Genomic DNA, 25,262 nt, shown 5'->3' with positions numbered 1-25,262 from the left:
ACCTCAGGCCGGTCGCGCGGTCGCGCCGCGGCGGCGCAGGGCGGCAGGAGCCGTTTCCTGCAGACCCATAGAAACGAAGCCCGCGATGACGGCGAGCACCATCAGGACATAGAGGAATGTGTCGGCGCCGAAGAGATCGTTCAACATGCCTGCGACAGGCGGCCCGAACACGCCGCCCAGAACTTCGCAGCTGCCCATGGCTAGGCCAAGAACCGTGGCGTGGTGGATCGGGCGGAAGCTTTCCGACGGGATCGTTGCCATGAAGATCGGGAAGATGCCGTTCACCATCCAGCCGATGAAGAAGATGGGTATCAGCACCGTGGCATAGCCGGAAAGGCCAAGCAGGCCGTCTCCCGCAAAGGCGGCGGGATCAAGGAAGATCACCCCCAGCGGACCGACCAGCGAGAGAAAAGGCAGGAACACCATCACGGGCTTGCGTCCGATGCGGTCTGACAGCCCGGCGACCGCGAAGCTGTAGATTGCCGCTGCGATGCCGAGAGAGCCGACCAGCCAGCTCATCGAGGTTGCGTCCATGCCGCGTTCCTGCACGAGGAAGTTGGGCATGAAAGCCCAGGTGATCACGAAATGCGCCACCAGGAGTACGCCCACGACCACGCAGATCCACATGTTGCGAACCTTCAGCGCCTCGAGAAAACCGATCGAGGAATGGTGATCGCCGGTTTCGCCGACCTGCGCGGGTGTTTCGGCGGCAGGTTCCGGCTCGCGCAGAAGGAACCAGATCATGGCCGCACTCACCAGGCCGGGCAGGGCGGCGAGGTAGAAAGCCTCGCGCCAGCTGAAGGCCGTGGCGAAGGCCACTAGCACCACGGGCGCGGCAAAGCTGCCGAGCAGGTTTGAGCCGAGGTTCTGCGCCACGCCCTGCGCCAGGCCTCGCCGTTCTGGGTTCACCTCGCTTGCCACCATCGCATGGCTGATCGGCATCACGCCGCCTTCCGCCGCGCCCATCAGGAGCCGCGCCGCGAAAAGAAACAGGAAGCTGGTGGCGAGGCCCGAGAGGAAGCTGCACAGAGAGAAGGCTATGGTGGCGATCACCAGCAGGATCTTGCGCTTGCCGAGGCTATCGGAGAGGCGGCCCACGAAGAAGGCGGCGATGGCCCAGCTGAACGAAAGGCCGCCGGCCAGCAGCCCGATCTCCGTCTGCGACAGCTGCAATTCCTGCTGCACCCCCATCGGCATCAGCGCGTTCAGTGCCTGACGGTCGAAGAAGACGATGCCGAAATTCAGGCTGAGCAGCAGGACCAGCAGCGTCTGGTAGGCAGGCGAATTGGTAACCCAATTGCCCGCAGCGCTCTCGTGTCCTTGCGAATGTGCCGGTTGCGTGGCCATTGTTGAAACAATCCTCTCCCATGCCGCTTTCTCGCGGCTTGATGCGGGGTTTGCCTAGCCCTGTGACAAAGTCAATCTTGCGGTGCTATAGTCCGCGGCGAAAGGGAGAGTTCGACATGGCAACGCAGCTGAAGCCGCAAATGGATTGCAGCGCCGAGGAATGGCAGGCCCGGCTGGACCTGGCAGCGGCCTACCGCATCTTCGCGCATCTTGGCTGGTGCGAGAGCATCTACAACCACATCACCCTGCGTGTTCCGGGAACGCAGAACCACTTTCTGATCAATCCCTACGGCCTGCTGTGGGAGGAAGTCACCGCGTCCAACCTCGTGAAGATCGACGAGGAGGGCAAGAAGGTCGGCGACAATCCGCACCCGGTGAACCTGGCCGGGTTCACCCAGCACAGCGTGTTCCACAAGAACCTGCCGCACGCCCACGCCATCGTGCACACGCACACGCCCGACACCATGGCGGTATGCGCCACCGAAGGCGGGCTGCAGGCGAGCAACTTCTATTCGTGTTTCTTCGAAGGCGCGATCGGATACCATGATTTCGAAGGCATCACTGTGCGTTCCGAAGAGGGGGAGCGGCTGGTCAAGAACGCCGGCAATCACCAAATCCTGATGCTGAAGAACCACGGCCCGGTGGTGATGGGGCGGACGATCTACGAGATGTTCCTGCTCTACTACATGCTGCAACGCGCCTGCGAGGTGCAGGTGAAGACCGCCAGCCTTGGCGCCCCCATCGTCGTTCCGCCCGACGTCATCGAGCAGCACCAGCGCGACCGCGACAAACAGTTGACGGACGACTTCGGCAAGCTGGACTTCGCCGCCTGGACGCGCAAGATCGACCAGATCGATTCTAGCTGGCGCAACTGACGAGCAAACCCATTTCCATGACAGCCATGACGGTGAACGAGCGTCCGGTCGATTTCGACATGGACCCGGAAACCCCGCTGCTGCACGCCCTGCGCGATGCGGCCAATCTGACCGGCACCAAGTACGGATGCGGCGTGGGCGACTGCGGCGCGTGCATGGTGCTGGTTGATGGCGAGGCGCTGCGCAGCTGCCTGATCACGCTGGCCGAGGCGGAAGGTCGCTATATCACCACGATCGAAGGCCTGAGCCCTGATCGCAGCCATCCGGTGCAACAGGCCCTGGTGGCCGAGCAGGCGATCCAGTGCGGCTTCTGCACGCCGGGGATAGCGATTGCGGCGGCAAGCCTGCTGCGCGGAAACCCCGACCCGTCGGAGGAGCAGATCCGCGAAGCCATCCCGAACCTGTGCCGGTGCGGGGTCTATCCCCGCCTTGTGCGCGCCGTGCAGCGCGCAAGCCGCGTGATGCAGCGACGCGAAACCATCAGCGCCGCTCCGGCGCCGGGGATCGATCCGGAAGACGCCGCGCGTGCCGTGCCCGGCATGCGCGGAGGGGCCCGGCAGGAATAATCCTCCCCGTCGCCTCGCGACAGGGAGGATAGTCGACTCAGAACCGCAGCCTTGCACCCAGCGACGCATTCAGCGGCGCTCCGGGCTGGATGTTGTTGTCGCCGTGCGCCGAGGGATAATAGTCCTCGTCGAACAGGTTCTCGACATTCAGCTGCAAGGACAGGTTGTCGGTCGCCTCGAAGAACAGGGCAGCATCCACGCGGGTATAGGCGGGTAGCACCACGTTGTTGCTGAGGCTGGCGAACTGTTCGGACAGGTGCGTCACACCGGCGCCGAAGCCCAGCCGCTCGGTGAAGTCGTAACGCGCCCAGGCGGTGACCTGGTGCTCGGGCACCTGCTGCAGCGTGGTGCCGGCGTCGGCGGAGGTCGTGTCTGCCGTGATCTCGCCGTCGAGATAGGCGTAGCCAAGGCTTAGCGAGAGGCCGTCGACCGGTTCGCCCACCAGGCCCAGTTCGAACCCCTCGACCTCGCTTTCGCCCGCCAGGATCACCAGGCCGGTGTTGGCGGGATCGGGCGCGGTGGTGTTGGAACGGGTCAGGCGGAACACGGCAGCTGTCAGCAGCAGCTCGGGATGCGGCGCCCACTTCACGCCGGCCTCGATATTCTCGAAGGTTTCCGGATCCAGAGCCTCGTCCTGCTGGCCGAGGACGGTGAACTGGTCACCCGACTGCGGCAGGAAGCTTTCGGCGTAGCTGGCGTAGAAGGAGAGGTTCTCCTGCGGTTTCAGGATGGCCCCGAAGCGCGGGCTCCAGCGCTCGTCCACGCGCGCCCCGTCGAACCCGGTGATCAGGTCGGTGCTTTCCAGGTCGAAGCGGTCGTAACGCACGCCCGCGACCAGTTGCAGCATGCCGATATCCAGCTGCTCCTGCGCGTAGAAGGAGAAGGTGGAGAGTTCCGACGTGCTGGCGCGCTGCGGCTCCAGCGTGAAGGCGGGAACCGAGATCGTGTCGTCCAGCGCGACGGTAACGCCGGTGTCCGCCCCGTTGTTGAACAGCGCGCGATCGCGCACGGAATCGGTATCCTGTGCCCCGAATTCGGCGCCGAGCAGCAGGGTGTGGCCCAGTGAGCCGGTGTCGAACTGGCCGACGAGATTGACCTGACCGATCAGGTTCTGCCGGTCGGTGCCGCTTTCATAGCCGCTCAGGTTGACCGTGCTGGTCGTCGCGCCGCCACCGGGCACGATATTGGCGTAGAACTTGTCGTAATCGGCGAACAGCAGGCTGGCATTCACGCTCCAGGCCTCGCTGAAATCGTGTTCCAGGCGGGTGCGGGCGATATGCACCGCGACGTCGCTGAAATTGTAGTCGGGGTCGCCGAAGAAGGTCTCGTCATAGCCGCGCAGCGGGCCGCCGTTCAGCGAAGGAAGGCCGCGATCGACGACGCGTTCGTCATCGTCGTAGGTGTAATAGGCATAGAGGCGCGTGTCCGGACCAAGCTGCGCTGTCAGCGTGGGAGAGAAGCCGTAGAAGCGGCCTTCGTAGACGTCGCGATGGTTGTCGAATTCCTCGTAGGTGCCGTTGAGACGCACGGCCACGCCTTCACCGGCGGGCATGTTTGCATCGGCGGAGAGGGCGAAGGCGCCGAAGGTATCGACCTGCGCGCCAAGCGCATATTCCGCCATGTCGAAGCTGGCGATCTTGGAGACGCGGTTGATCGCGCCGCCACCCGCGCCTCGACCGAAGATTAGCGCGTTGGCGCCCTTCAGCACCTCCACGCGCTCTACGTTGTAGAGCGGGCGATAGTACTGGGCATCGTCGCGCAGGCCGTCGAGGTAGAAATCGGCGGTCGTTTCCTGGCCGCGAATGAACACCTCGTCGCGGTGGCCTTCACCGGTTTCGAGACTGACGCCCGGCACGAACCGCAGCGCATCGTTCAGGCTGGTGACGCCCTGGTCTTCCAGCTGGTCGGCGGTGATGACGGTGACTGCCTGGGGCACGTCGATGATGGGGGTGGGCGTCTTGGTTGCGCTGCTGCCGTCGTCGCCGACGTAGGTATCGCGCGCGCCGGTCACCAGAATGTTGTTGGGCAGGTAGTCGCGCTGCGCCTCCGTTTCCGCGGCGGCATCGGCCAGGGCGGGGGTCGGAAGGAAGGCAACGCTGGCCAGCAGGGCGAAGCGGGCGGTGGTCGTACGAATAAGAAATTCCCTCATGAGTCGTTAATGCAATTCATTTGCAAGACGCCTCTATTGAGAATGATTATCAGTGACAACACCCAATGTGCCATTGGCGTGAAAAAGTTCGCGCGCTAGGGGCGGGCAACGGCAAACGAGGAGCTACGCGGCCATGAAGGCAACCATCTGGCACAACCCGAAATGCAGCAAGTCTCGCGCCACGCTGGCGATCCTGCAGGATCGCGAAGGCGTGGACGTGGAGGTGGTCGAGTATCTCAAGACCCCGCCTTCGCGCGAGAAGCTGGCGCAGCTCTACGCCGATGCGGGAATGGAGCCCCGCGAGGGCCTGCGCCTCGGCGGCACCGACGCGAAGGAGCGCGGCCTGACCGATGCCGATGCCGACACCGTGCTGGATGCGATGGCAGCCGATCCCAAACTGATCGAACGTCCGCTGGTGGAGACCGGGAAGGGCGTGCGGCTATGCCGCCCGGTGGAGCGGGTCGAGGAAATCCTCTGACCTGACTATTCGAAGGTCTCGCGTGCGCTTTCTGCGGTGCCGCCGCTCAACTGGCGGTGGACCGCGGCCAGCACCGCGAGCATCACCGTGGTGAACGCCATGGAGATCAGCCCGCCGCCGATCGCCGCAGCGAACAGCCCGATCGTCTCGCCCAGAACCGTGAACAGCGCGAACACCATGCTGGCGACCAGCGAGAGCACGAAGACGGCGATGATCAGCAGGAAGTAGAGCGCGAAGAGGCGCAGCGAATTGCCCTTGGTCAGCCGCCACGACCGGCGCAGCGCGGCCACCGGGTTCATTATCCGGTCGATCGCGATCACCGGCGAAAGCAGCGAGAACTTCACCCACAGGTAGATGGCGAGGATCAGTCCCACGAAGCCGAGGATCACCGCCACGCCGGGGTTGACCGCCGCGCCGAGGAAAATCAGCAGGATCGGGGCGAGCATCAGGGCAAGCCCGATCAGCAACTGGGCAATGATATAGGGCAACAGCGCTTTCGCCCCGAAGCCCAGCGCTTCACCCACGGTCGGTCGCGAACGGTCGGTGAGAAGGGCAAGCAGGCCAAGCACGCCGACTGCCTGCACCAGTCCCAGCAGCAGGTAGATCCACCAGCTTTGCCCGAAGTAATCTACGAACAGTGCCATCATCTCGGCCGGATCGGGCTGGTCGCCCTGCGCGTCCATCTGCATGGCGAGGGATTCCCCCGAGGGAAGCAGGAGGGTGGAAATCACGTTGGGCAGGAAGAAGAACACGCCGGCAACCACCAGGATCACGTCGCGGTTGGCGGAAATCAGGGCGGTTGCCCGGTTCCACGCGCGTTCGAGATCGAGTTTTTCCTGCATGCCGTCCACCCCTTGCGAAATCATGTCTTGATAAGCGCCTTCGCACCCGCCACGCAATCGCCAAACCATGACCTTTGCCCATCCCGCTCCCGATCCGGCCATCGAATGGCGTCGATCCATAGGGCAGGTGCCCTATCGCGAGGCGCTGGCCGAGCAGGAGGCGCGCAATGCCGCGCTGGCGGCGGGCGAGGGGCAGGAACTGGTGTGGATGCTCGAACACCCTCCCGTCTACACGGCGGGCACCAGCGCAGACCTGGCCGAACTGGTCGATCCCCGGTTCGACGTCGTGGAGACGGGGCGCGGGGGGCGCTATACCTATCACGGCCCCGGCCAGCGGGTGACCTACGTGCTGCTCGACCTGCGCAAGCGATCGCGCGACGTAAGGCAGTTCGTCCACGCGCTGGAAGACTGGGTGATCGCCACCCTGGGCGATTTTGGGGTGCATGCGTTCGCCGTGCCAGAACGCATCGGCATCTGGACCCACGATGCCAGCGGCGCCGAGGCCAAGATCGGTGCCATCGGCGTTCGCGTCCGGCGGTGGGTGACGATGCACGGATTTGCCGTGAACCTTTCGCCCGACCTTTCCCATTTTGGCGGCATCGTTCCCTGCGGCATCGCGGAATATGGCGTCACCAGCATGGCGGCGCTGGGAAAGACGGTTGCCTCGGACGAATGGGATGAGGCATTGCTGGCGCGCGCTGCGGACTTCCTCGGCGCGATGTCGACTCCGGAGACTGCCTGACCATGTCCATTCGCCCCAAGACAGCCGCTGCCATCCTCGTGGCCTCGCCGCTGCTGCTGGCCCTTTCGGCCTGCGGTGACGATGCCGAGCCCACGGTTGAGAACGACGGCCGCGAGGCATCGGGCGAAGTGCTGGAAGGCACCATCAGCGACGAGATGCTGCCGCTGGACCAGGTGCGCTCCCAGGCGCCGCTGATGGAACAGGCAGAGGACGCCGCCGGAAGCGCGCCGGGGGATGCAACCGCGGATACGTCTGCCGATGCGCCCGCGGACGCAGTGGAGACAGAGGCCGGGACCGAGGTCGAAGACTAGGCGCTGGTGCCGAAAGGATGGACGGCGAGCCAGAACCGATAGCGACAAGGGCGCTGGGGCTGGCGGCCCTGCTGGTGGGCAACGTCGCGCTGGCCTGCGGACCGTGGCTGGTGCGCCTGGCCGATACCGGCCCGGTCAGCGCCGGGTTCTGGCGCGTGGCCCTGGCGCTGCCATTCCTGTTCCTCATCGCTGCTATGCGCGGCGAACGACTGGGCGGCATTTCGAAAAAGGCGGTGCTGGCCGTGCTGGCCGGCGGCGTATTCTTCGGCCTCGACATCGCGACATGGCACGTGGGCATAGGCGACACCCGGCTGGCCAATGCGGTGCTGTTCGGCAACTCGGGCAGCGTCATCCTGATGGTATGGGGCTTCGTGATGCTGCGGCGCCTGCCGCACGGGCGCGAGTGGCCCGCCATCCTTGCCGCCTTTGCCGGGGCCGGCATCCTGCTGGGTCGCTCCCTCGAACTGTCAGCGGCGAATTTCGTGGGCGACCTGTTCTGCCTGCTCGCGGGATTGCTCTATGCCGGTTACCTGATACTGTTGCAGGACGCCCGTCGCAGTTTCGGCAGCTGGAGCCTGCTGGCCGTCTCCAGCAGCGCCAGCGTGGCGGTGCTGTTCGTCGTCGCCATGGCATTGCGCGAACCGTTCTGGCCGGGCGACTGGACGCCGGTGGTGATGCTGGCCATTTCCAGCCAGCTCGTAGGGCAGGGCCTGCTGGTCTATTCGCTGAAGCTCTTCTCGCCCCTCGTCATCGGGATTGCCCTGCTGACGCAGCCGGCGGTCGCCGCGCTGGTGGGATGGCTGGCCTTCGGGGAATGGCTTGTGCCGCTGGACCTGGTGGGGATCGTGCTGGTGGCCAGTGCGCTGGTGCTGGCGCGCGTGACCGCTCCGAAGGAACCGCCGCGCCCGCGCGTCAATCCCGTTTGAAGTCGTCCATGATGGCGTCGAAGCGATCTTCCACCTCGCGCCTGTCCGGCCCTTCCAGCGCCAGCCTTGCCTGTTCACGCAGTTGCGCCGCCTCGCCCAGCAGAAGCTCGCGGCGCTTTTCGCCGTCCATCGTCAGCGCCGCGTCGCGCAGTACGTCGAGCATGATCTTGGTAGCGATCGGGCTGGTCGCCACGGCGCTGCGGATCGCGCCGAAGCCGCGCTGGACGAAGTGCTTGAAATCGTCCGCCACGGGATAGATGCGGCATTCGTCCACATCCTCGCTGCACACTGCCTTGACCAGACGCCTGCTGCCAAGGTCCGCCGTGGCGGCCCCGAGCCAGTGTAGCGACGTGACGGCGGTGAAGGGATCGTTGATACCGGGAGAAAGCGCGCGAAGCCCGATTTCCACCAGTTCGTCGATCAGGAATTCCGGATCCTGCTCGGGCGTGCGCGAAGATCCTTGCGTGAAGCAGGCCCGAAGATCTTCCATGCAGTCATCGTCGCAATCGCCGTTTGCGATTTCCAGGATGGGCAGGCCTTCGTGCACGAAATCGCCGGTGCGCACCATCAGGGTGATATCGCACTCGCATTTGCTGGCCAGCTTCTGGATATCGTCGAAGTCGATCAACTGGATATAGCCTGCCTTGGTCGCCTTCAGCGCGCATCCCCGCGGCCGATCGCCGGGTTCGTCATCTTCGCCCTTGTCTGGATAGGTATCTTCAACAGCGGTCAGCAAGCGCTTGCCGATGTCCTTGATGACGTTGTTGATGCGGATGCTGGAAGGCACGTGATTGAGGAAGAACACCAGCACACCGACCGATACGATCATCAGGATGAAGGCCAAGAGCAGCGAGAGTTGAGGCACGAAGCCAGGGAACGTGGTTGCAGCGCCGAGCGGATTGGTGGGAGGTTCGTCTGCCGCGCGCACGGTGCGCAGTACGGTAAGCGCGAACACGAAAGTGCCGATGAAAGTGGCCAGCGAGAGCTGGTTTCCCTTGTCCTCCATGAAATTGATCAGCAAGCGCGGGCCGTAGTTGGCGCTGGCATAGCTGACCGCCACGATGGTGATGGAAAATACGGTGGAAGCCACCGCAATCATACTGCCTGCAATCACCTGCAGCATCGTGGAGGCGCCTTCGGGCCGAGCGGGATCGAGCCAGGCGATTTTCCAGGCAAGATTGTTCAGCCAGTCGGCATTGCCGCTGCGATCCACCCATAGGCAGAGGAAGGCCAGCAAAAGCGCCGACACTGCGAAGAGCGCGGGGTAGAACCAGTAATTGGCGTTAAGCCGCCGCCACGCCCACAGGATTTCGGCTTTCATAACCTATGTAATGCCCGAGAAGGGCAGCGGTTGCCATCCCCTCGCAGCGCGGCGCGCAAATGGACTTCAAGCCCGACCCAGATCACCCTTGCCGATCGTCCCGCTGGCCATCTCCAGCATCCTGTCGAGGCTGGCCTTGGCCTTGATGCGGAGGCTTTCCTCGATCTCGATGCGCGGTTCCAGATCGCGCAGGCAGAGGTAGAGCTTCTCCATGGTGTTGAGCGCCATGTAGGGGCAGATGTTGCAGTTGCAGTTGCCGTCCGCACCCGGCGCGCCGAGGAAGGTCTTTTCCGGCAGGGCCTTTTCCATCTGGTGGATGATGTGCGGCTCGGTCGCGACGATCAGCGTATCGCCTTCGAAGGTCTTGGCGAACTGCAGGATCGAGCTGGTGGAGCCCACGTGGTCGGCATGGTCGATGATGTGCGGCGGGCATTCCGGGTGCGCGGCGATGGGCGCGTCGGGATGCTGGGCCTTGAGCTTCATCAGCTCGCGCTCGCTGAAAGCCTCGTGCACGATGCAGACGCCGGGCCACAGCAGCATGTCGCGGTCGAACTTGCGGTTGAGGTAGCCGCCCAGGTGACGGTCCGGGCCGAAGATGATCGGCTGGTCTTTCGGGATCTGCTCCAGGATCGTCTCCGCGCTGGACGAGGTGACGATCACGTCCGACAGGGCTTTCACCTCGGTCGAGCAGTTGATGTAGGTCAGCGCGATGTGATCGGGGTGCTTCTCGCGGAAGGCCCGGAACTTGTCGGGCGGACATGAATCCTCCAGCGAGCAGCCGGCTTCCATGTCGGGCAGCACCACGATCTTCTCGGGTGACAGGATCTTGGCGGTATCGGCCATGAACTTCACGCCGCAAAAGGCGATCACGTCGGCATCGGTTTCCGCCGCCTTCTTCGACAGCTCGAGCGAATCTCCCACGAAATCCGCCAGGTCCTGCAATTCGGGCTTCTGGTAGTAGTGGGCCAGAATCACGGCGTTGCGCTCCTTGCGCAGGCGCTCGATCTCCTCGCGCAGGTCGGTACCGGAAAGCGGACGGTCGGGCTGGGTTGTCATGGGCAGGAGATAGACACTCCGGCACCGATCAACAAGGCTACATTGGCGGCATGAAGGCTTGCATCCCTCGCTCCGCCCCCGGCGTTCCGGCCAGGAACCACTCGGTGAACTGGTAGCCCAGCGAGCTGTAGGCGATCACGTCGCCCAGCACCTGTAGCGCGATGAAGATCCCCGTGCCCCACAGCCAGGCGGGATGCACCGACCCGTAGCGGCGCTTGTCCGCAAGCATGCCGATCAGCGGAAAGACCAGCGGAAGCAGGATCGCCGTCAGATGCCATGCATAGGGAATGAGCAGAGGCATGGGCAGCAGGCGACCGAACCCCGGGCCTGTCAGCATGGCGAAGGAGACGAACATCAGGCGCCTGTGCCACCCGGTATCTCTGCGCATCGTCACCGCCCACGCCACGAGCCCGGCAAAGCCGAACAGCAGGAGCGGATTGCTGATGAGGAACTGGTTCTGGTCGAAGAAGGGCGGACCGCCCCTTTCCTGCAGCGTGAAGCGCATGATGGCCAGTCCGCCCGCTACCATCAGCGGCGCCCAGATGAGCGAGACCCAGCCCAGCTTGCGGTGCAGCTTGCGATTGCCGCCGAAGATCAGCGCGTTCTGGGCGAGGTAGAGAGCCACCCAGCCCATGAAGATCACGGCATGCAGGTGAACGACGAGCGGAACCGCGAAGGTAGAGCGTCCAGCCGCGAGATTGAATGAAAAGCCTCCGACTATGGTCGCCGCCATTACGCAGGCCATGACGAAGAAAAAGCGGAGTTCCCCCCGCTCCGTCTGAGTAGAAAAGGGCACGGAAGCCATGTCTCGATTACCTCGAACCAGTCTAGCGTCCCGACAGCTCTGATACTCTCACGCAACGAGTCGCGGAAGATCGAAAATCGAGTGGCGCGGAGGGACTGTTCGAGGGCCCTGGGCCAGGTTTCCGGCCCCGGTTTGCATCTGCCGGTCCCTTGCCTATGCTTCGCGTCCTCCCGGAAACTGCGGATCAAGCCTGCGCCTGCCGCGTAGGAGAGTAAGCATGGCGGGCCGAAACGGAGAGAGACACCAGTGACACAGCAGGTCCCGACAGCGACGGCGCAGAGTGCCCCGATCGATCCGCCCCTGGTCGACCTGCCGATCAACACCCACGACCGCGGCTTCTACGACGGGTTCAGCCGGTCGGTGACGATCCCTTCCAAGATTATCGTGTCGCTGATCATCATGTGGGCGATATTCTTTCCCATCAGCGCGACCGAGACGCTGACAGCGGCAAACAGCACGATCATCGCCACCTTTTCCGGCTGGTACGTCTATCTCGTCGCCGCGGTCATGCTGACCGCGCTGGTGCTTGCCGTCATTCCGCAGTCGGGCACCTTGCGCATCGGCAATCCGGGGGAGAAGCCCGAATTCGGCCGCTTCAGCTGGTTTTCCATGCTGTTCGGCGCGGGCATCGGCATCGGCATGCTGACCTACTCCACCGGAGAGCCGCTGGCGCATTTCCAGAACAACCCCGATATCATCAGGGGCGCCATCGAGCCGCTGAGCCAGGAGGCGGTACGCCCGGCCTATATCTACACCTTCCTGCACTGGGGACTGGCCGCATGGGCCACCTACGGCCTGGTCGGCCTGGCCATCGGCTACGTCGCCTATCGCCGCAACCTGCCGCTGACGATCCGCTCGGCCCTCGCGCCGTTGTTCGGCAAGGCCATGTCGGGCGGGGCGGGGCACGTCGTCGATGTCGTCGCCGTCGTGGCCACCATCCTGGGCGTGGCGGTGACGATGGGCCTGGGCGTAGAGCAGTTCGTCGCCGGGCTGGACCGGCTGGGTCTGGGCAACTGGCTGGTGGACGCTGAGGGCAGTTCCACTCCCGCCGCCATCATCATCTCCCTCGTCCTGCTAGTGGGCGCCTCGACGCTCAGCGCGCTCTCGGGCGTGGGCAAGGGGATCAAGTGGCTGTCCAACCTCAACATGGGCCTTTCCTTCGCGCTGCTTGCGCTGTTCGCCGTGGCCGGTGCCGAGTTCTATGCCCTCGAACTGCTCGGCGTGGGTCTGTACGACTATCTCCGCACGCTCCCCTACACCGCGCTGACGCTGTTCGAAGGCGGTAGCGAGACCGGCGACGCGCTGGTGCAGTGGCAGCTCGACTGGAGCGTGTTCTACTGGGCGTGGTGGATCGCCTTCGCGCCCTTCGTCGGCATGTTCATCGCCCGGATTTCGCGGGGGCGCACGGTGCGCGAATACGTGCTCGGCGTGCTGCTGGTGCCATCGCTCATGTGCTTCGTGTGGATGGCCCTGGTCGGTGGCACCGCGATAGAACTCGAACTGAGCGGCGTGGCAAACGGCAGCATCGTGGAGACCGGCATCTCGGACCAGCTCTATGCAACGCTGGCGGTATTGCTGGATCCGGCACTTGCCTGGGTTGTGTCCGCACTCGTGGTTGTGCTGCTGATGACCTACCTCATCACCAGTACCGACAGCGCCATCCTGATCGTCAACACGATCAACGGCGCGGGCGAGACGGACGGGCAGCGTCGCCGCCATATCCTGTTCTGGGGAGCGGCCCTCGCCTTCATGGTGGGATCGATGCTGATCATAGGCGGGATCGACGCAATTCGCGTCACCATGATCATCGGGGCGCTGCCATTCTCGATCGTGGTGGCGCTGATGGCGGCATCGATCCTGAAAGCCGTGATCTACGACCTGATCCGCAAGCGGCACGGGGTGCCCACTACTGCAGAGGGGTGCGAGGCCCTCGCGGCAGGCAAGTAAGCCCGGCCATCCGCAGGATCCCGGATCACTGCGGGGTGGCATAGCCGGGCCAAGGGGATTAGGGGCGCGACATGATCGCCTCGCTCAACAATGTGCGCACCTTGCTGGTGGCGATATTCGTGCTGATGGCCGGCAGCGGCTTTCTGGGCACGCTGATCGCGATCCGGCTGGAAGCGGCGGGAGAGGGCGCGCTGCTGATCGGCCTGGTCGCCACCAGCTATTTCGGCGGACTGACGCTTGGCGCCCTGCGCGTATCGCCGCTGATCGCGCGCGTCGGCCATATCCGCGCCTTCGCCGCCTTCGTCTCGTTCTATTCCGCCAGTTCGCTGACCTATGCCATCGTCGACCTGCCCGCCTTCTGGGTGGTGCTGCGCTTTGCCGACGGCTTTGCCATGAGCGGCGTGTTCGTATGCCTGGAAAGCTGGCTGAACCGGGTGGCGCGGCCCGACAATCGCAGCGCGATCCTGGCGGCGTACATGATCGCGCTCTACGCCGGGCAGGCAGTGGGGCAGTTCCTGCTGAACCTCGGCGACAGTTCGCCCGCCCTGCCTTTCATGGCCTCCGCCGTCCTGCTCTCGCTGTCGGTGCTGCCTGTGGTGCTTACCCGCATCGAGCAGCCAGTGCTGGAGGAGGTCGCTCCCTTCTCGCTGCGGCGGCTTTACGACGCGTCTCCGCTCGGCATCGTGGGCACGGTGGCAACAGGCGTGATGCTGGGCGCGTTCTATGCGCTGGGCGCTGTTTTCGTGCAGCGCGTGGGCCTGCCGCTGTCACAGATCGCGCTGTTCACCTCCATCGTCATCAGCGGCGGCGTGGCGCTGCAATACCCGCTCGGCCGACTGTCCGACCGGTTCGACAGGCGCCGCGTCATCATTGCCTGCCTGCTGGCGACGGCCATCCTGTGCGCGGCTCTTGCAATGGTCCGCCAGCCGATCGCGATATTCGCCATCGGCGCCCTGTTCGGCGGCTTCTCCTTCGCGCTCTATCCGCTGTGCGTGGCCCATTCGAACGACCACCTTTCCGAAAGCGACCGGGTGGGGGCGAGCAGCGGGCTGGTGCTGATCTATTCGGTAGGCGCGGCGGTCGGGCCGATGCTGGGTTCGGCGGCGATGGCCACCCTCGGCCCGCCGGGACTGTTCGGTGCAATCGGCGTGGTCTCCGTGCTCGCGGCAGTGTTCGGCCTGTGGCGCACGGCGGTCAGCGCGCCGGTGCCGGGGGCCGAGCAGCAGGCCTTCCAGTCCCTGCCCCGCACCACGCCGATGGCGGCGGTGCTGGAGGAAGAGAGCGAGAGCCCGGCCTAGACCGCGCGTCCGGGCGCGGCGATCCTATTCGTCCTCGAAGCGGACGTTCACGTCGACTTCGCCGAAACCTGCGACCTGCAACGGTATCTCGAGGTTCTGCTGCACGGCCCTGCGGGCTGCCGTGCGGGCTAGGCCCATCACTTCGGCGTTGCTGGCAAAATCGACCGCTCGTTCCATCGCCTGCTGCGAATTGTTGCGGCTGAGCGAGACGGAAGCGTCGCGGCTGACGTAGAGCCCGTCGGTAAAATACCGCGCCTCCGCCTCATTGAGGTTGGGAGTGGAAACCTCGATCGGGGGCAAGGTCACGTCGAGGCGCTGGCTTGCCTCGTCCCAGGCGAAATCGCCCCGGTCCATGTCCGACAGGTCCAGCCGGTATTCCACCGTCGCGGGCACGATCATGGCCTGGCGCGATTGCAGCGCATCCACGTCGAACGGGCCGACGCTGGGCGTGCTGACGCTTTCGGCCACCACGTCGAACCGGCTGGAAAAGACCGTCAGCGCGTTCTGTCGCTCGAAAGTGAGCATGGAAGTGGCGACGATGTCGCCGCGCTCTTCGGGCCCCCACTTCTCCCACGCGAGCCATGCCAGCGCCGCCACCAGCAGCAGCACCACCAGCCAGGGTGCGCCCCTTTGCATGGTGCGCGCGGGCGGCGGGCCTGCGGGCGGGTCCATCGGGCGCACGCGGCTGCCCTCGCTCTGCTTCAGATCGTCGACCATATCTCTCCCGAACGGCGAACCTCGCCGCGCTGTTCCATATCCAGCAGGTGGGCCAGCACGCTTTGCGCAGCGGCAGGCCACAGTTTCTCGTTCACGCCCTTGTACATAACCGGCACCAGCGCATCGATGCTGCGCGCTTCCTCGCCCAGCAGGCGCAGGATCTGCCGTTCGCGCTGGCGGCGGTGTCCGATCATCCCGCGCACCAGCTGGCGCGGCCTCTCCACCGCCGGCCCGTGGGCGGGGTAGTAGATGCGATCCTCCCTTTCGTAGAGGGTCGCGAGACTCTTCATGTAGTCGGCCATGTCGCCATCGGGCGGCACGACGACGCTGGTGGACCAGCCCATCACGTGGTCGCCGGTGAACAGCGCGCCCGATTCCTCCAGCGCGAAGCAAAGGTGGTTGGAGGTGTGGCCTGGCGTGACCACGGCGCGCAGGGTCCAGCCGGGGCCGGTCATCGCTTCGCCGTCTTCCATCACCCGGTCGGGCTCGTAGGTCTGGTCGAACGGGGCATCCACGCGCGGGGCGTCGCTGTGGATGTGCAGCGGCGCGCAGCCGACGATGGGCGCATTTCTAATCACCGCCAGCGGCGCGGCGGCGGGAGAATGATCGCGGTGGGTGTGGGTGCACATGATCGCCAGCACCGGCCGCTCGCCAATGGCGCAGGCCAGCGCGTCCAGATGCGCTGGCTCGTTCGGACCGGGATCGATCACCGCGATCCCTTCCTCTGTGCCCACAATATAGGTCTGCGTGCCGGTGTAGGTGAAGGGCGAGGCGTTGGGTGCCAGCACCCGCTCCACCAGCGGTTCGAGCTGTTCGATTTCGCCTGTCGGCCAGGGTTGCGGGGGAAGCGCCATGCTGCGCATATGGCGAGGCAGGAGAGGAAAGCCAATGATCGACCAGTCAATCCTCGTTCTGGATGAAGGCACGACCAGCACGCGCGCCATGCTGTTCGCGCAGGACGGAGCCCTGCGCGGCGTGGAGCAGGCGGACCTGACGCAGCATTATCCGCGCAGCGGCTGGGTGGAACACGACGCTGCCGAAATCTGGTCGAAGACGCTGCACTGCGCCCGCGCCATGATGGAGAAGGCCGGAGGGGCCGCGCGCATCGCCGCCATCGGCATCACCAACCAGCGCGAGACCGTGGTGGCCTGGGACAGGGCGACGGGAGAGCCGCTGTCCCGCGCCATCGTGTGGCAGGATCGCCGCACGGCGGATATCTGCGCGCGAATGAAGGCAGCGGGTCACGAGGATACGGTCCGCGCGAAGACCGGCCTGCTTCTCGATCCCTATTTCTCCGGCACGAAGATGCGCTGGCTGCTCGAGAACGAGGAGGCCGTGGCCGATGCGGCGAAAGGCGGACGGCTTGCGCTGGGCACGGTGGAAAGCTGGCTGGTGTGGAAGCTGACCGCGGGCCGCAACCATGTCACCGACGCCAGCAACGCCAGCCGCACCCTGCTGCTGGCGCTGGACGGCGCCGACTGGGATGCGGACCTGTGCGACCTCTTCCAGGTGCCCATGGCCGCGCTGCCCGCCGTGGCGGACAGCGCCGGCGAACTGGCCCGCACGCATGAAGACCTGTTCGACGGGGTAATCCCGATCTGCGGCATGGCGGGGGATCAGCAGGCGGCCACCATCGGCCAGGGCTGCCTTGCGCCCGGCCAGACGAAAGCGACCTACGGCACGGGCGCCTTCATCCTCGCCAATACCGGCACGCAGGTGCCGTCATCGGACCACCGCTTGCTGGGAACGGTGCTCTACCAGCTGGAGGGAAAGCGGCACTACGCCATCGAAGGCGCGGTGTTCGTGGCGGGCAGCCTCGTGAAGTACCTGCGCGATACGCTGGGGCTGATCGAGACCGCGGCGGAGACCGAGGGGCTTGCGCGTTCCATCCCGAACAGCGGCGGGGTGGTGATCGTGCCGGCGCTGTCGGGCCTTGGCGCGCCCCACTGGCAGCCCGACGCGCGCGGCATGATCGCCGGGCTCGGCTTCGATACCGGCCGCGCGCACATTGCCCGCGCTGCGCTGGAGGCGATGGCGCACCAGACGCACGATCTTGCCGGAGCCTTCGCTGCCGATGGTTGCGAATGGACGGGGCTGCGGATCGACGGCGGCATGGCCGTGAACGACTGGATGGCGCAGGATATCGCCGACCTGCTCAACCTGCCGGTCACTCGCCCGGATTTCGTCGAGACAACGGCGCTGGGCGCGGCAATGCTCGCGGCGGTGGGTTGCGGGATGAAGGCCGATCTCGATGAGGCGGCGCGCACGATGATCGGCGCAACGCGTCGTTTCGAGCCGGAGATGGACGATGCCGTGCGCCAGCAGCGGCTCGCCCGCTGGAGCGATGCTATTGCGAGAGTGCGCCCCTTGCCCGATCAGCGCACGGCGAAGGCGTAGCCCAGCCGCTCGCGCAGGCGGTGCACGGCGGCGGGCCGCGGTTCGAAGCGTTGCCGCCAGCCGCCGTCCAGTCGCTCCACGCGCTCGTAAAAGGCCACGGACCGATCCACCAGGTCCCTCACGTAGATGGGCAGCACGGCCAGGTCGTCCACCGAAAGCGATGGCTGGGCCGGCGGGAGGCGCCCGTGGTGGCGTAGCTGGAATTCGCTGATTTCTCCGGCGAGATAGGCCTTCTGGTTCAGCAGCCAGGCAATGGCATGCATCATGCGGGTCGTGGTGCGCAGCGCCTCGCAGCTCATCACCACATGCGCCACGCTGGCGTCTTCGCCCAGGTCGTCGGCATCGTCGTCCATGCCGAATACGACGCGTGCCTCCTCGGCCAGAAGCAGCGCGTCTTCGTAGAGTGTCTCTATGATCGAGGGGGATATGGTGGCGTGCTGTGTCATCGCTTGCAGCATTAGCGCCCTGCCGCGCGGCAGGCCACTCGCCGAATGGTAAATTCCGACAGGGAATCCGGTCTGTCCCGTTCGGATACGGAAATCGGGCAGCGACCCGAGCGCTTGATTCTAGGCAATTATGTCGGGCGTGAGGTTGTCCTCGATATACGAGATCTGGTCCCGCAGGCGCAGCTTGCGCTTCTTCAGCCGGGCGACCTGCAACTGGTCCGGCCCGCCCGCCTGCACCAGCGCATCTATCGCAAAGTCGAGGTCGCGATGCTCCACCCGAAGGGCGGCCAGGCGCTTGCGCATTTCGTCCTCGGTCATGCTCGCCGTCAGGCTCCCCTCTCTTGCGGCTTGCTTTGAGCGAGCACCGTGCCCGCCAGCGTGACAGCGCCCGTCTGGGGCGTTTCGTCGCCATGGTGTTTGGAGAATTAGGACTATTATGGTTTGATGACAATCACGCGGCGACTGCTGTCTCGCGAGTCGAAATTGCAGTTGCCGCGATGGGTCACCACGCGGGCCGGGCTGTTCCGGCCCAGACTGTCAAGGAGACTGCCCCCATGGAAACTTCGCACGTCCAAGCCCTCCAGCAAAAACATGAAGGGCTCGACCGTCGTCTGCGTGAAGAGATGAACCGTCCCGCACCCGATGCCGCGAAAATCCAGGCAATCAAGAAGCAGAAGCTGCGCCTCAAGGAAGAGATCGCGCTGCATTGATCCTTCCTCATTCCGGGCCTCGCACCGCACAGGTTGCGGGGCCGGGAATTTGCAAATCGCGCATTGTGCTATAGGCGGTTAGTCAATGACCGCCGCCGCTTCCGCACGACAGATTCTCACCAGCCTTCACGAAGTGATGGCCTCGCGCACCCATGCGCAGGCCAAGCTGAACCAGGTGGTTGAGATCATTGCAGAAGAATTGTCGAGCGAGGTCTGCTCGATCTACCTGCTGCGCGAAGGAATGCTTGAACTCTTTGCGACGCGGGGCCTGAACCAGGCCGCCGTCCACGTTACGCGGCTGGGCGTGGGCGAAGGATTGACCGGCACGATCGCCCAGAACATCGAGACGCTGAACCTCGACGAGGCCGCCGCCCACCCCGAATTCCAGTACCGCAGCGAAACCGGGGAGGAGAAATTCCATTCCTTCGCCGGGGTTCCGATCGTGCGGCGCGAACGCGCCATCGGCGTGCTCACCGTGCAGCATGTGGAGCCGCGCAAGTACGAGGAAGTGGAGATCGAGGCGCTGCAGACCACTGCGATGGTGCTGGCAGAGCTGATCCACAACGCAGGCCTCGTGGATGGCGAGGCGCTGGACGACATGTCCACCGCGCAGACTGGGCAGAACATCATCGACGGCCTGAAGCTGGTGAAGGGTCTCGGCATCGGAAAGGCGGTGTTTCACCAGCCGCGCGTTCACATCGAACAGACGGTGGCCGAGGATATCGAGGCCGAGCGCGAGCGCGTCTACCTTGCCTTCGATCGCATGCGCGAGCAGATCGACAACATGGCGAACCAAGCCGATTTCGGCGCTGGCGGAGAGCACGAGCAGGTGCTCGAGACCTACAAGATGTTCGCCTACGACGAGGGCTGGGCGCGGCGCATCAACGAGGCGATCGATTCCGGCCTCACGGCAGAGGCCGCCATCGAGCGCGTGCAGCAGCGTACCCGCATGCGGATGCGCGAAATCCAGGACCCGCTGCTGCAGGACCGCATGCACGACCTGGAAGACCTGGCCAATCGCCTGATCCGCATCGTTTCCGGGCAGCTGGGCACGGCGGCGCAGAAGGGCCTGGCGCACGATTCCGTCTTGGTCGCCAAGAACCTCGGCCCGGCCGAACTGCTCGAATACGACAAGCGCCGGCTGAAAGGCGTGGTGCTGGAGCAGGGCTCGCTCACCGCGCACGTGGTGATCGTCGCGCGTGCCATGGGCATCCCTGTCATCGGCCGCGTGCCCAACGTGCGCGGCCTGGTGCGCGAGGGCGACGAGATGCTGGTGGATGGCGATGCCGGCAAGGTGACGGTGCGCCCCTCGGCTGGCGTGCTGTCCGCGTTCGAAGCGCGCTTCGAACGCAGCCGCGAGAAGCAGGCGTCCTACGCCAAGCTGCGCGACGTGGAGCCGTTCACGCGCGACGGAGAGCGGATCCAGGTGATGATGAATGCCGGCCTGCGCGACGACGTGGGCATGGTGGCCATGACGGGGGCCGATGGCATCGGCCTCTACCGCACCGAGTTCCAGTTCCTGGTCTCCGCTGCCTTGCCCCAGCGCGAGCGGCAGGCCCGGCTCTACCGCGACGTGCTGGACGCGGCGAAGGGCAAGAAGGTTATCTTCCGCACCGTGGACATCGGCGGGGACAAGTCGCTGCCCTACATTTCCAGCGATATCGCGAAGGAAGACGAGAACCCCGCCATGGGGTGGCGTGCGCTGCGCCTGGCGCTGGAACGCGAGGGTCTGATGAAGGCGCAGGCCCGCGCCCTGCTTGAAGGCGCGGCGGGACGCGAGTTGAACGTGATGTTCCCGATGGTTTCCGAACCGTGGGAGTTCGATGCCGCGAAGGAAGTGTTCGACCACCAGCTCACCTACTTGAAGGGCCGCAGGCACAAGTTGCCCAGCGCGATCAATTACGGCGTGATGCTGGAAGTGCCCTCGCTGGCGGAAACGCTGGACATGCTGCTGCCGCGACTGTCGTTCGTTTCCATCGGCACCAACGATCTCACCCAGTTCCTGTTCGCCGCCGACCGGGCCAACCCCATGCTGGCAGAGCGTTACGACTGGCTCAGTCCCGCCATCCTGCGCTTCCTGCGGCGCGTGGTGCAGACCTGCGTGGGCCACCCTGTCGATCTTGGTGTCTGCGGCGAGATGGGCGGACGGCGGCTGGAAGCGCTGGCGCTGCTGGGCATCGGCATTCGCCGCCTGTCGATCACGCCAGCGGCTGTCGGCCCGATCAAGGAACTGATTCGCAAGGTCGACACGCGCGAGATCGGCGATGCGATGGCGGGCTGGCTGGCCAATCCGCCGGCGAATATGCGCGCCGAATTGCAGGCCTGGGCCCAGGCGCGCGAAATAGAAGTGGAATAGCGCCCTAGCGCGGCACAATCGCTTGACTTGGAAGGCTCGGGTCGATTGGGGTAGTGACGACGGGTTCGCAAACAACCCAGCACAATTCTGCTGGAGCGGTAATGACCGATTCTGAAGACGACATCGATATCGAAGAGACCGGGGATGCCAGCGGCGGCGTCGGCCCCTACCTGCGCGGCGCGCGCGAACGCAAGGGCCTGACGATAGACCAGGTCGCTTCCGAAACGCGTATCTCGCGGCGCCACCTGGAACATATCGAGGCGGGCGAGTTCGATTCCCTGCCCGGCCGCACGTATGCGATTGGCTTCACGCGCACCTATGCCAAGACCTTGGGCCTGAACGAGGACGAGACCGTGGCCATGGTGCGCGAGGAAATGGAACTCGCCTCGGCCGAAGCACGCTACGATACGCAGGCACGCGGCTCTTTCGAACCGGGCGATCCCTCGCGCGCGCCGGGCGGGCGGCTGCTGTACTTCTCGCTTTTCGCGGTCGTCATCCTGCTGATCGGCATCTTCTTCGCCGCCCGGGCGCTGTTCGCCCCGGCAGCGGAAATCCCCTCGCTGGTGGAGCAGGAGCGGCAAGAGGCCGAGGCGCTTGCCGAGCAGCGTGCACAGGAAGCGCAGCAGGCGCGGGCACAGACTGCCGCGCCGCAGCCCAGCGGCGAAGTCGTCTTCACGGCCGAGGGGGAGGCGTGGGTGCGCTTCTACGACGGCGAAGGCAACGTGCTGCAGGAAGGCACGCTGCAGGAAGGCGACACCTTCACCGTGCCCGCCGATGCGCAGAACCCGCAACTGATCACCGGCAGGCCGGACAGGCTGGCCATCACGATCGGCGGTCGACCCGTGGGCAAGCTCTCGAACGAACTCGAAACCGTTCAGGACGTGCCGATTTCAGCCGAGGCGCTGCTGGCGCGCACGGGCGTTACACAGACGATCGGCTTTGGCCTGGGTACGCCGGCGCCCGCAGACGCGGCGGGCACGGCCTCTACCACGACCGCGGCGAGCACTCAGCCGACGGCTGCCACCACGACGGCTGCACCGCCGCCCGAGCCCACGCCTACACCGACGCGCACGGCCCAGCCGACGCCTGCTCAGACCGCCACGAGCGAACCCGACGATCCGGAACCGACGCCCTCGCCGGCCGCCACCGCGCCGCCCCGCGCGATCCCGGCGGAACCCGATGAAGGCGGCGTATCGCCCGAGGTCGAGTGATCCGTCGGCCACCTGCCGGGAAGGCGATGCGTCCTTCACGGGGGAAATGCGCGAACGGGACGGTTTCCCGCTCGCGTTAATCGTCTATCTTGCAAGCGACTGGCATGTTCGCATGCGAAGGTCCGTATCGAATCCAAGGAGATTGCCGGCAATGCCAGCAAAATCGAAAATGCCATTTGCCATTGCCCGCGGCGCCATCTGTGCCGGGCTGGTCGCGATTGCTGTCCCCATGCCTGCCGTGGCGCAGGTGAACGACCGGCTCGATCGCATCGAGAGACAGATCAACGCGCTGCAGCGCGAGGTCTTCCCCGGCGGCGACGAGCGTTTCTTCGAGCCCGAGATTACCCCCGAAGTGCGCCAGCCGCAGAACAATTCGCCCGAGATCACGACGTCCGCCCTGACGGACGTGCTCTCGCGGCTCGATTCCATCGAAGGCCAGCTGGCCCGCCTGACCGCCGCGACCGAAGTGAACGAGAACGCGCTGGCCGCGGTGGAAGCGCGTCTGGGCGAGCTCGAGGACCTGGCGGCAACCTACAGCGCGCCGCCCACGGCCACGAGCTCCGGTCCGTCCGGCGTCATTCCCATTCCCGACGAAGGCGAGAGTGTGGATTTCGCCGGTGAAGACGATGACATCACCGCGAGCGGCGGTGGCAACGAGGCCGCGAGCGGTCCGTCGCCCCAGCGTGTGGAGGCCGTGCAGGCCATCGCCAAGCCGGCGACCGGCGATGCTGGCGACGACGAGTACGTCTACGGCTTCCGCCTGTGGGACGCCGGCTTCTATCCCGAAGCGCAGCAGCAGCTTTCCATGTTCGTGGAGCGGTATCCCGATCACTGGCGCACCACCTACGGCCGCAACCTGCTGGGCCGGGCGTTCCTGGATGCGGGAGAGCCGCGCGCGGCAGCGACGCATTTCTTCGAGAACTACCAGTCCGACAGCAATGCCGCACGTGCGCCAGACAGCCTGCTCTACCTCGCCGAATCGATGATCGCGCTAGGCGACACCGGCCGCGCCTGCATCGCGCTGGCCGAGTTCGGCGAAACCTACGCGGCGCTCGCCGCCGGGCGCCTTGCCGACCAGTACGGCAGCCTGAATGGCCGGGTCGACTGCAATTGATCCCGCCCTGGTCGAGCGCTTCAGAGAGGCGCTCGACCGGCTGAATCCCCAGGGCGGCAAGCTCGGCCTCGCCGTCAGCGGCGGGCCCGACTCCATGGCCATGCTGCTCCTGGCGCAGGAGGCAATTCCCGGCGGGTTCGAGGTGGCTACGGTCGATCATGGCTTGCGACCCGAAGCGAAAGACGAGTGCGCGCTGGTGGTCGCCGCCTGCGAGGAACGCGGGGTTCGGTGCGAGGTATTGAGCGTCGAGGTGGGCGAGGGGAACGTGCAGGCGCAAGCGCGCGAGGCACGCTATCGAGCGCTGGCCGATTGGGCGAAGCGCCGCGGTTTACCGGCGATCGCGACTGCCCACCATGCCGACGACCACGCCGAGACCTTGCTGATGCGTCTCAACCGGGGAAGCGGCCTGTCGGGCCTCGCCGGTGTCCGCGAACAAGGATGGACGCCATCGCGATTGCGACGACTCATCCGGCCACTTCTGCGATTTCGACGGGCCGAACTGCGCTCGCTGGCCGAAGCCGGAATTCGATTTGTCGATGATCCGAGCAACGCCGACGACCGTTTCGACAGGTCTCGTTTGCGAAAGGCTCTCGCCAATGCCGACTGGCTCGATATCGAAGCGGTGGCCGCCTCGGCGCGCCACCTGGCGGATGCCGATTCCGCCCTCGAGTGGTGCACAAATTTGCTGCGCGAAACGCACTGCTATGCAGACCGCGGTGTTTACGGCATCGAGAAGCCCCAGAGGTTGCCGCGGCTCCTGCAATTGAGCTTCGTCGAGGAGGGCCTCAACGAATTCGGTGGGGTCGCGAGGGGCGGACAGGTTGCCGAACTGGTCAAACACCTGCTTGCAGGTCGAGGAGGAAACCTGGCCGGCGTAATGGTTTCCGTAGAAGACGGGAACTGGGTCTTTCGTCCCGAGCCGCCCCGCAGGACCGGTTAGCTCTCGACTGCGAGGCTCCCGCCAACGCCCGTCATCACGCCATCGGTGATGATCACCACGTCACCCACTTCGGCGATCTCGTAGAGGCGGGAGACGAATTCGTCCGGCACGCCGATGCATCCGTGGCTGGCATAGCCGCGTTCCACCGTGGAGCCGCCATGGATGGCCACGCCGTCCCAGGTCAGGCGCAGGGTCCAGGGCATGGGGGCGTTGTCGTATTTCTCCGAAACGTTGTGCCGTTCCTTGGTCAGGATCGGGAAGGTGCCGGTGGGCGTGGGATGCTCAGGCGTGCCGAGCAGGGCCGCGGCAGCGCCGATCTCGTAGCCGTTGCGGAACACGCTGATCACGCGCGCCTGCAGGTCCACCGTCACCACCAGCGGGCCATCAGGCACGCCCTCATCGTCCCAGTGCCATTCGCCGTAGCGGATCGGCCCTTCGATGGGCAGCACGCGCTTGATGACGAAGGGATCGTCGGGATCGTAGGGCGGCACGTCCTGCACCATTTCGCTGGCGACGAAGGTGACGGCATCGCCCGCCGCGCTGCTCACGACCTCGGCGCTGTCCGCCAGCACGTCCTCGGACGCCAGCCAGTCTTCCATCTGCGCATGGGCCTGGGTGCCCTGGCCAAGCAGCAGCGCGCTGCCCGCTAGGGCAACGACGCCAAGAAGGCCTGCGATCCATTTCATGCTACCGGTCATGCTGCGGATA

The 25,262-nt window shown here is 65.4% G+C and carries 25 protein-coding genes; 14 read left to right on the top strand and 11 right to left on the bottom strand.

Going from position 1 to position 25,262, the window contains the following annotated elements:
• Nucleotides 1-3: 3 nt before the first annotated feature.
• Entirely contained in the window at nt 4-1,347 is a 1,344-nt protein-coding gene (locus AAA989_RS04015) for an MFS transporter (RefSeq protein WP_338241305.1), read from the bottom strand.
• A 116-nt stretch (nt 1,348-1,463) separates the two neighbouring features.
• On the opposite strand from AAA989_RS04015, the gene AAA989_RS04010 reads away from it, so the two are divergent.
• On the top strand, nt 1,464-2,222 hold the full coding sequence (locus AAA989_RS04010) for a class II aldolase/adducin family protein (protein ID WP_338241304.1): 759 nt from the start codon (nt 1,464-1,466) through the stop codon (nt 2,220-2,222).
• A 17-nt stretch (nt 2,223-2,239) separates the two neighbouring features.
• On the top strand, nt 2,240-2,788 hold the full coding sequence (locus tag AAA989_RS04005) for a (2Fe-2S)-binding protein (RefSeq protein ID WP_338241303.1): 549 nt from the start codon (nt 2,240-2,242) through the stop codon (nt 2,786-2,788).
• Between the two features lie 37 nt (nt 2,789-2,825).
• Here the strand turns inward: AAA989_RS04005 and AAA989_RS04000 are convergent, their stop codons facing one another.
• On the bottom strand, nt 2,826-4,937 hold the full coding sequence (locus AAA989_RS04000; RefSeq protein WP_338241302.1) for a TonB-dependent receptor: 2,112 nt from the start codon (nt 4,935-4,937) through the stop codon (nt 2,826-2,828).
• A 133-nt stretch (nt 4,938-5,070) separates the two neighbouring features.
• Between AAA989_RS04000 and arsC the strand changes: the two genes are divergently transcribed.
• Nucleotides 5,071-5,415 carry an arsenate reductase (glutaredoxin) gene (gene arsC, locus AAA989_RS03995; RefSeq protein WP_338241301.1) on the top strand — a complete coding sequence of 115 codons (345 nt, stop codon included), beginning with the start codon at nt 5,071-5,073 and terminating at the stop codon, nt 5,413-5,415.
• Between the two features lie 5 nt (nt 5,416-5,420).
• On the opposite strand, the gene AAA989_RS03990 is transcribed toward arsC, so the two are convergent.
• On the bottom strand, nt 5,421-6,281 hold the full coding sequence (locus tag AAA989_RS03990; protein WP_338241299.1) for a hypothetical protein: 861 nt from the start codon (nt 6,279-6,281) through the stop codon (nt 5,421-5,423).
• A 43-nt stretch (nt 6,282-6,324) separates the two neighbouring features.
• Between AAA989_RS03990 and lipB the strand changes: the two genes are divergently transcribed.
• The 3 genes from lipB to AAA989_RS03975 are packed head-to-tail and all read left to right on the top strand — an operon-like array spanning nt 6,325 to nt 8,236.
• Nucleotides 6,325-6,999 carry a lipoyl(octanoyl) transferase LipB gene (lipB, locus tag AAA989_RS03985; protein WP_338241298.1) on the top strand — a complete coding sequence of 225 codons (675 nt, stop codon included), beginning with the start codon at nt 6,325-6,327 and terminating at the stop codon, nt 6,997-6,999.
• Between the two features lie 2 nt (nt 7,000-7,001).
• Nucleotides 7,002-7,310, top strand: coding sequence for a hypothetical protein (locus tag AAA989_RS03980; RefSeq protein WP_338241297.1), 309 nt, complete (start codon nt 7,002-7,004; stop codon nt 7,308-7,310).
• 17 nt (nt 7,311-7,327) lie between these two features.
• On the top strand, nt 7,328-8,236 hold the full coding sequence (locus AAA989_RS03975; protein ID WP_338241296.1) for a DMT family transporter: 909 nt from the start codon (nt 7,328-7,330) through the stop codon (nt 8,234-8,236).
• Here AAA989_RS03975 and AAA989_RS03970 read toward each other — a convergent pair.
• The 3 genes from AAA989_RS03970 to AAA989_RS03960 all read right to left on the bottom strand — a co-directional run bounded on the left by AAA989_RS03970 (nt 8,223) and on the right by AAA989_RS03960 (nt 11,346).
• Nucleotides 8,223-9,557 carry a DUF2254 domain-containing protein gene (locus AAA989_RS03970; protein ID WP_338241293.1) on the bottom strand — a complete coding sequence of 445 codons (1,335 nt, stop codon included), beginning with the start codon at nt 9,555-9,557 and terminating at the stop codon, nt 8,223-8,225. The genes AAA989_RS03975 and AAA989_RS03970 overlap by 14 nt on opposite strands.
• Before the next feature lie 66 nt (nt 9,558-9,623).
• Complete coding sequence (gene nadA, locus AAA989_RS03965) at nt 9,624-10,613, bottom strand: quinolinate synthase NadA (RefSeq protein ID WP_338241292.1); 990 nt, start codon at nt 10,611-10,613, stop codon at nt 9,624-9,626.
• A 37-nt stretch (nt 10,614-10,650) separates the two neighbouring features.
• Nucleotides 10,651-11,346, bottom strand: a complete 696-nt coding sequence (locus tag AAA989_RS03960; RefSeq protein WP_338241291.1) for a hypothetical protein — start codon at nt 11,344-11,346, stop codon at nt 10,651-10,653.
• Nucleotides 11,347-11,664: 318 nt separating this feature from the next.
• Here AAA989_RS03960 and AAA989_RS03955 point away from each other — a divergent pair, with 318 nt between their 5' ends.
• Complete coding sequence (locus AAA989_RS03955; protein ID WP_338241290.1) at nt 11,665-13,365, top strand: BCCT family transporter; 1,701 nt, start codon at nt 11,665-11,667, stop codon at nt 13,363-13,365.
• A 71-nt stretch (nt 13,366-13,436) separates the two neighbouring features.
• Nucleotides 13,437-14,663 (top strand): MFS transporter, encoded by a 1,227-nt coding sequence (locus AAA989_RS03950; RefSeq protein ID WP_338241289.1) that lies wholly within the window; start codon nt 13,437-13,439, stop codon nt 14,661-14,663.
• A 24-nt stretch (nt 14,664-14,687) separates the two neighbouring features.
• Here AAA989_RS03950 and AAA989_RS03945 read toward each other — a convergent pair whose 3' ends face one another.
• The gene (locus AAA989_RS03945) at nt 14,688-15,380 is read right to left on the bottom strand and encodes a DUF4230 domain-containing protein (protein WP_338241288.1); all 693 of its coding nucleotides are present in this window, start codon (nt 15,378-15,380) and stop codon (nt 14,688-14,690) included.
• Nucleotides 15,365-16,243, bottom strand: coding sequence for an MBL fold metallo-hydrolase (locus AAA989_RS03940; protein ID WP_434781424.1), 879 nt, complete (start codon nt 16,241-16,243; stop codon nt 15,365-15,367). The genes AAA989_RS03945 and AAA989_RS03940 overlap by 16 nt, the downstream gene beginning before the upstream one ends.
• Nucleotides 16,244-16,268: 25 nt before the next feature.
• On the opposite strand from AAA989_RS03940, the gene glpK reads away from it, so the two are divergent.
• Nucleotides 16,269-17,777, top strand: a complete 1,509-nt coding sequence (gene glpK / locus AAA989_RS03935) for a glycerol kinase GlpK (protein WP_338241285.1) — start codon at nt 16,269-16,271, stop codon at nt 17,775-17,777.
• On the opposite strand, the gene AAA989_RS03930 is transcribed toward glpK, so the two are convergent.
• A complete protein-coding gene (locus AAA989_RS03930) occupies nt 17,756-18,223 on the bottom strand; it encodes a DUF1465 family protein (protein WP_338241284.1) in 468 nt (155 codons plus the stop codon). The genes glpK and AAA989_RS03930 overlap by 22 nt on opposite strands.
• 120 nt (nt 18,224-18,343) lie before the next feature.
• The gene (locus AAA989_RS03925) at nt 18,344-18,541 is read right to left on the bottom strand and encodes a YdcH family protein (protein WP_338241283.1); all 198 of its coding nucleotides are present in this window, start codon (nt 18,539-18,541) and stop codon (nt 18,344-18,346) included.
• A gap of 35 nt (nt 18,542-18,576) precedes the next feature.
• Between AAA989_RS03925 and AAA989_RS16440 the strand changes: the two genes are divergently transcribed.
• The 5 genes from AAA989_RS16440 to tilS all read left to right on the top strand — a co-directional run bounded on the left by AAA989_RS16440 (nt 18,577) and on the right by tilS (nt 24,554).
• Entirely contained in the window at nt 18,577-18,933 is a 357-nt protein-coding gene (locus AAA989_RS16440) for a YdcH family protein (protein ID WP_434781423.1), read from the top strand.
• Between the two features lie 85 nt (nt 18,934-19,018).
• Nucleotides 19,019-21,289 carry a phosphoenolpyruvate--protein phosphotransferase gene (ptsP, locus tag AAA989_RS03915; protein WP_338241282.1) on the top strand — a complete coding sequence of 757 codons (2,271 nt, stop codon included), beginning with the start codon at nt 19,019-19,021 and terminating at the stop codon, nt 21,287-21,289.
• Nucleotides 21,290-21,390: 101 nt separating this feature from the next.
• Complete coding sequence (locus tag AAA989_RS03910; RefSeq protein WP_338241281.1) at nt 21,391-22,500, top strand: helix-turn-helix domain-containing protein; 1,110 nt, start codon at nt 21,391-21,393, stop codon at nt 22,498-22,500.
• 169 nt (nt 22,501-22,669) lie between these two features.
• Nucleotides 22,670-23,614 (top strand): tetratricopeptide repeat protein, encoded by a 945-nt coding sequence (locus tag AAA989_RS03905; protein ID WP_338241280.1) that lies wholly within the window; start codon nt 22,670-22,672, stop codon nt 23,612-23,614.
• Nucleotides 23,592-24,554 (top strand): tRNA lysidine(34) synthetase TilS, encoded by a 963-nt coding sequence (gene tilS, locus AAA989_RS03900; protein WP_338241279.1) that lies wholly within the window; start codon nt 23,592-23,594, stop codon nt 24,552-24,554. The genes AAA989_RS03905 and tilS overlap by 23 nt, the downstream gene beginning before the upstream one ends.
• Here tilS and AAA989_RS03895 read toward each other — a convergent pair.
• A complete protein-coding gene (locus AAA989_RS03895) occupies nt 24,551-25,240 on the bottom strand; it encodes a L,D-transpeptidase family protein (RefSeq protein ID WP_338241277.1) in 690 nt (229 codons plus the stop codon). The two genes, tilS and AAA989_RS03895, sit on opposite strands and share 4 nt — an antisense overlap.
• Between the last annotated feature and the right edge of the window lie 22 nt (nt 25,241-25,262).

Source organism: Aurantiacibacter hainanensis (assembly GCF_036321025.1).
In the GTDB taxonomy this organism is placed as follows: domain Bacteria; phylum Pseudomonadota; class Alphaproteobacteria; order Sphingomonadales; family Sphingomonadaceae; genus Alteraurantiacibacter; species Alteraurantiacibacter hainanensis.
This window is presented reverse-complemented; position numbering and strand designations above follow the sequence as displayed.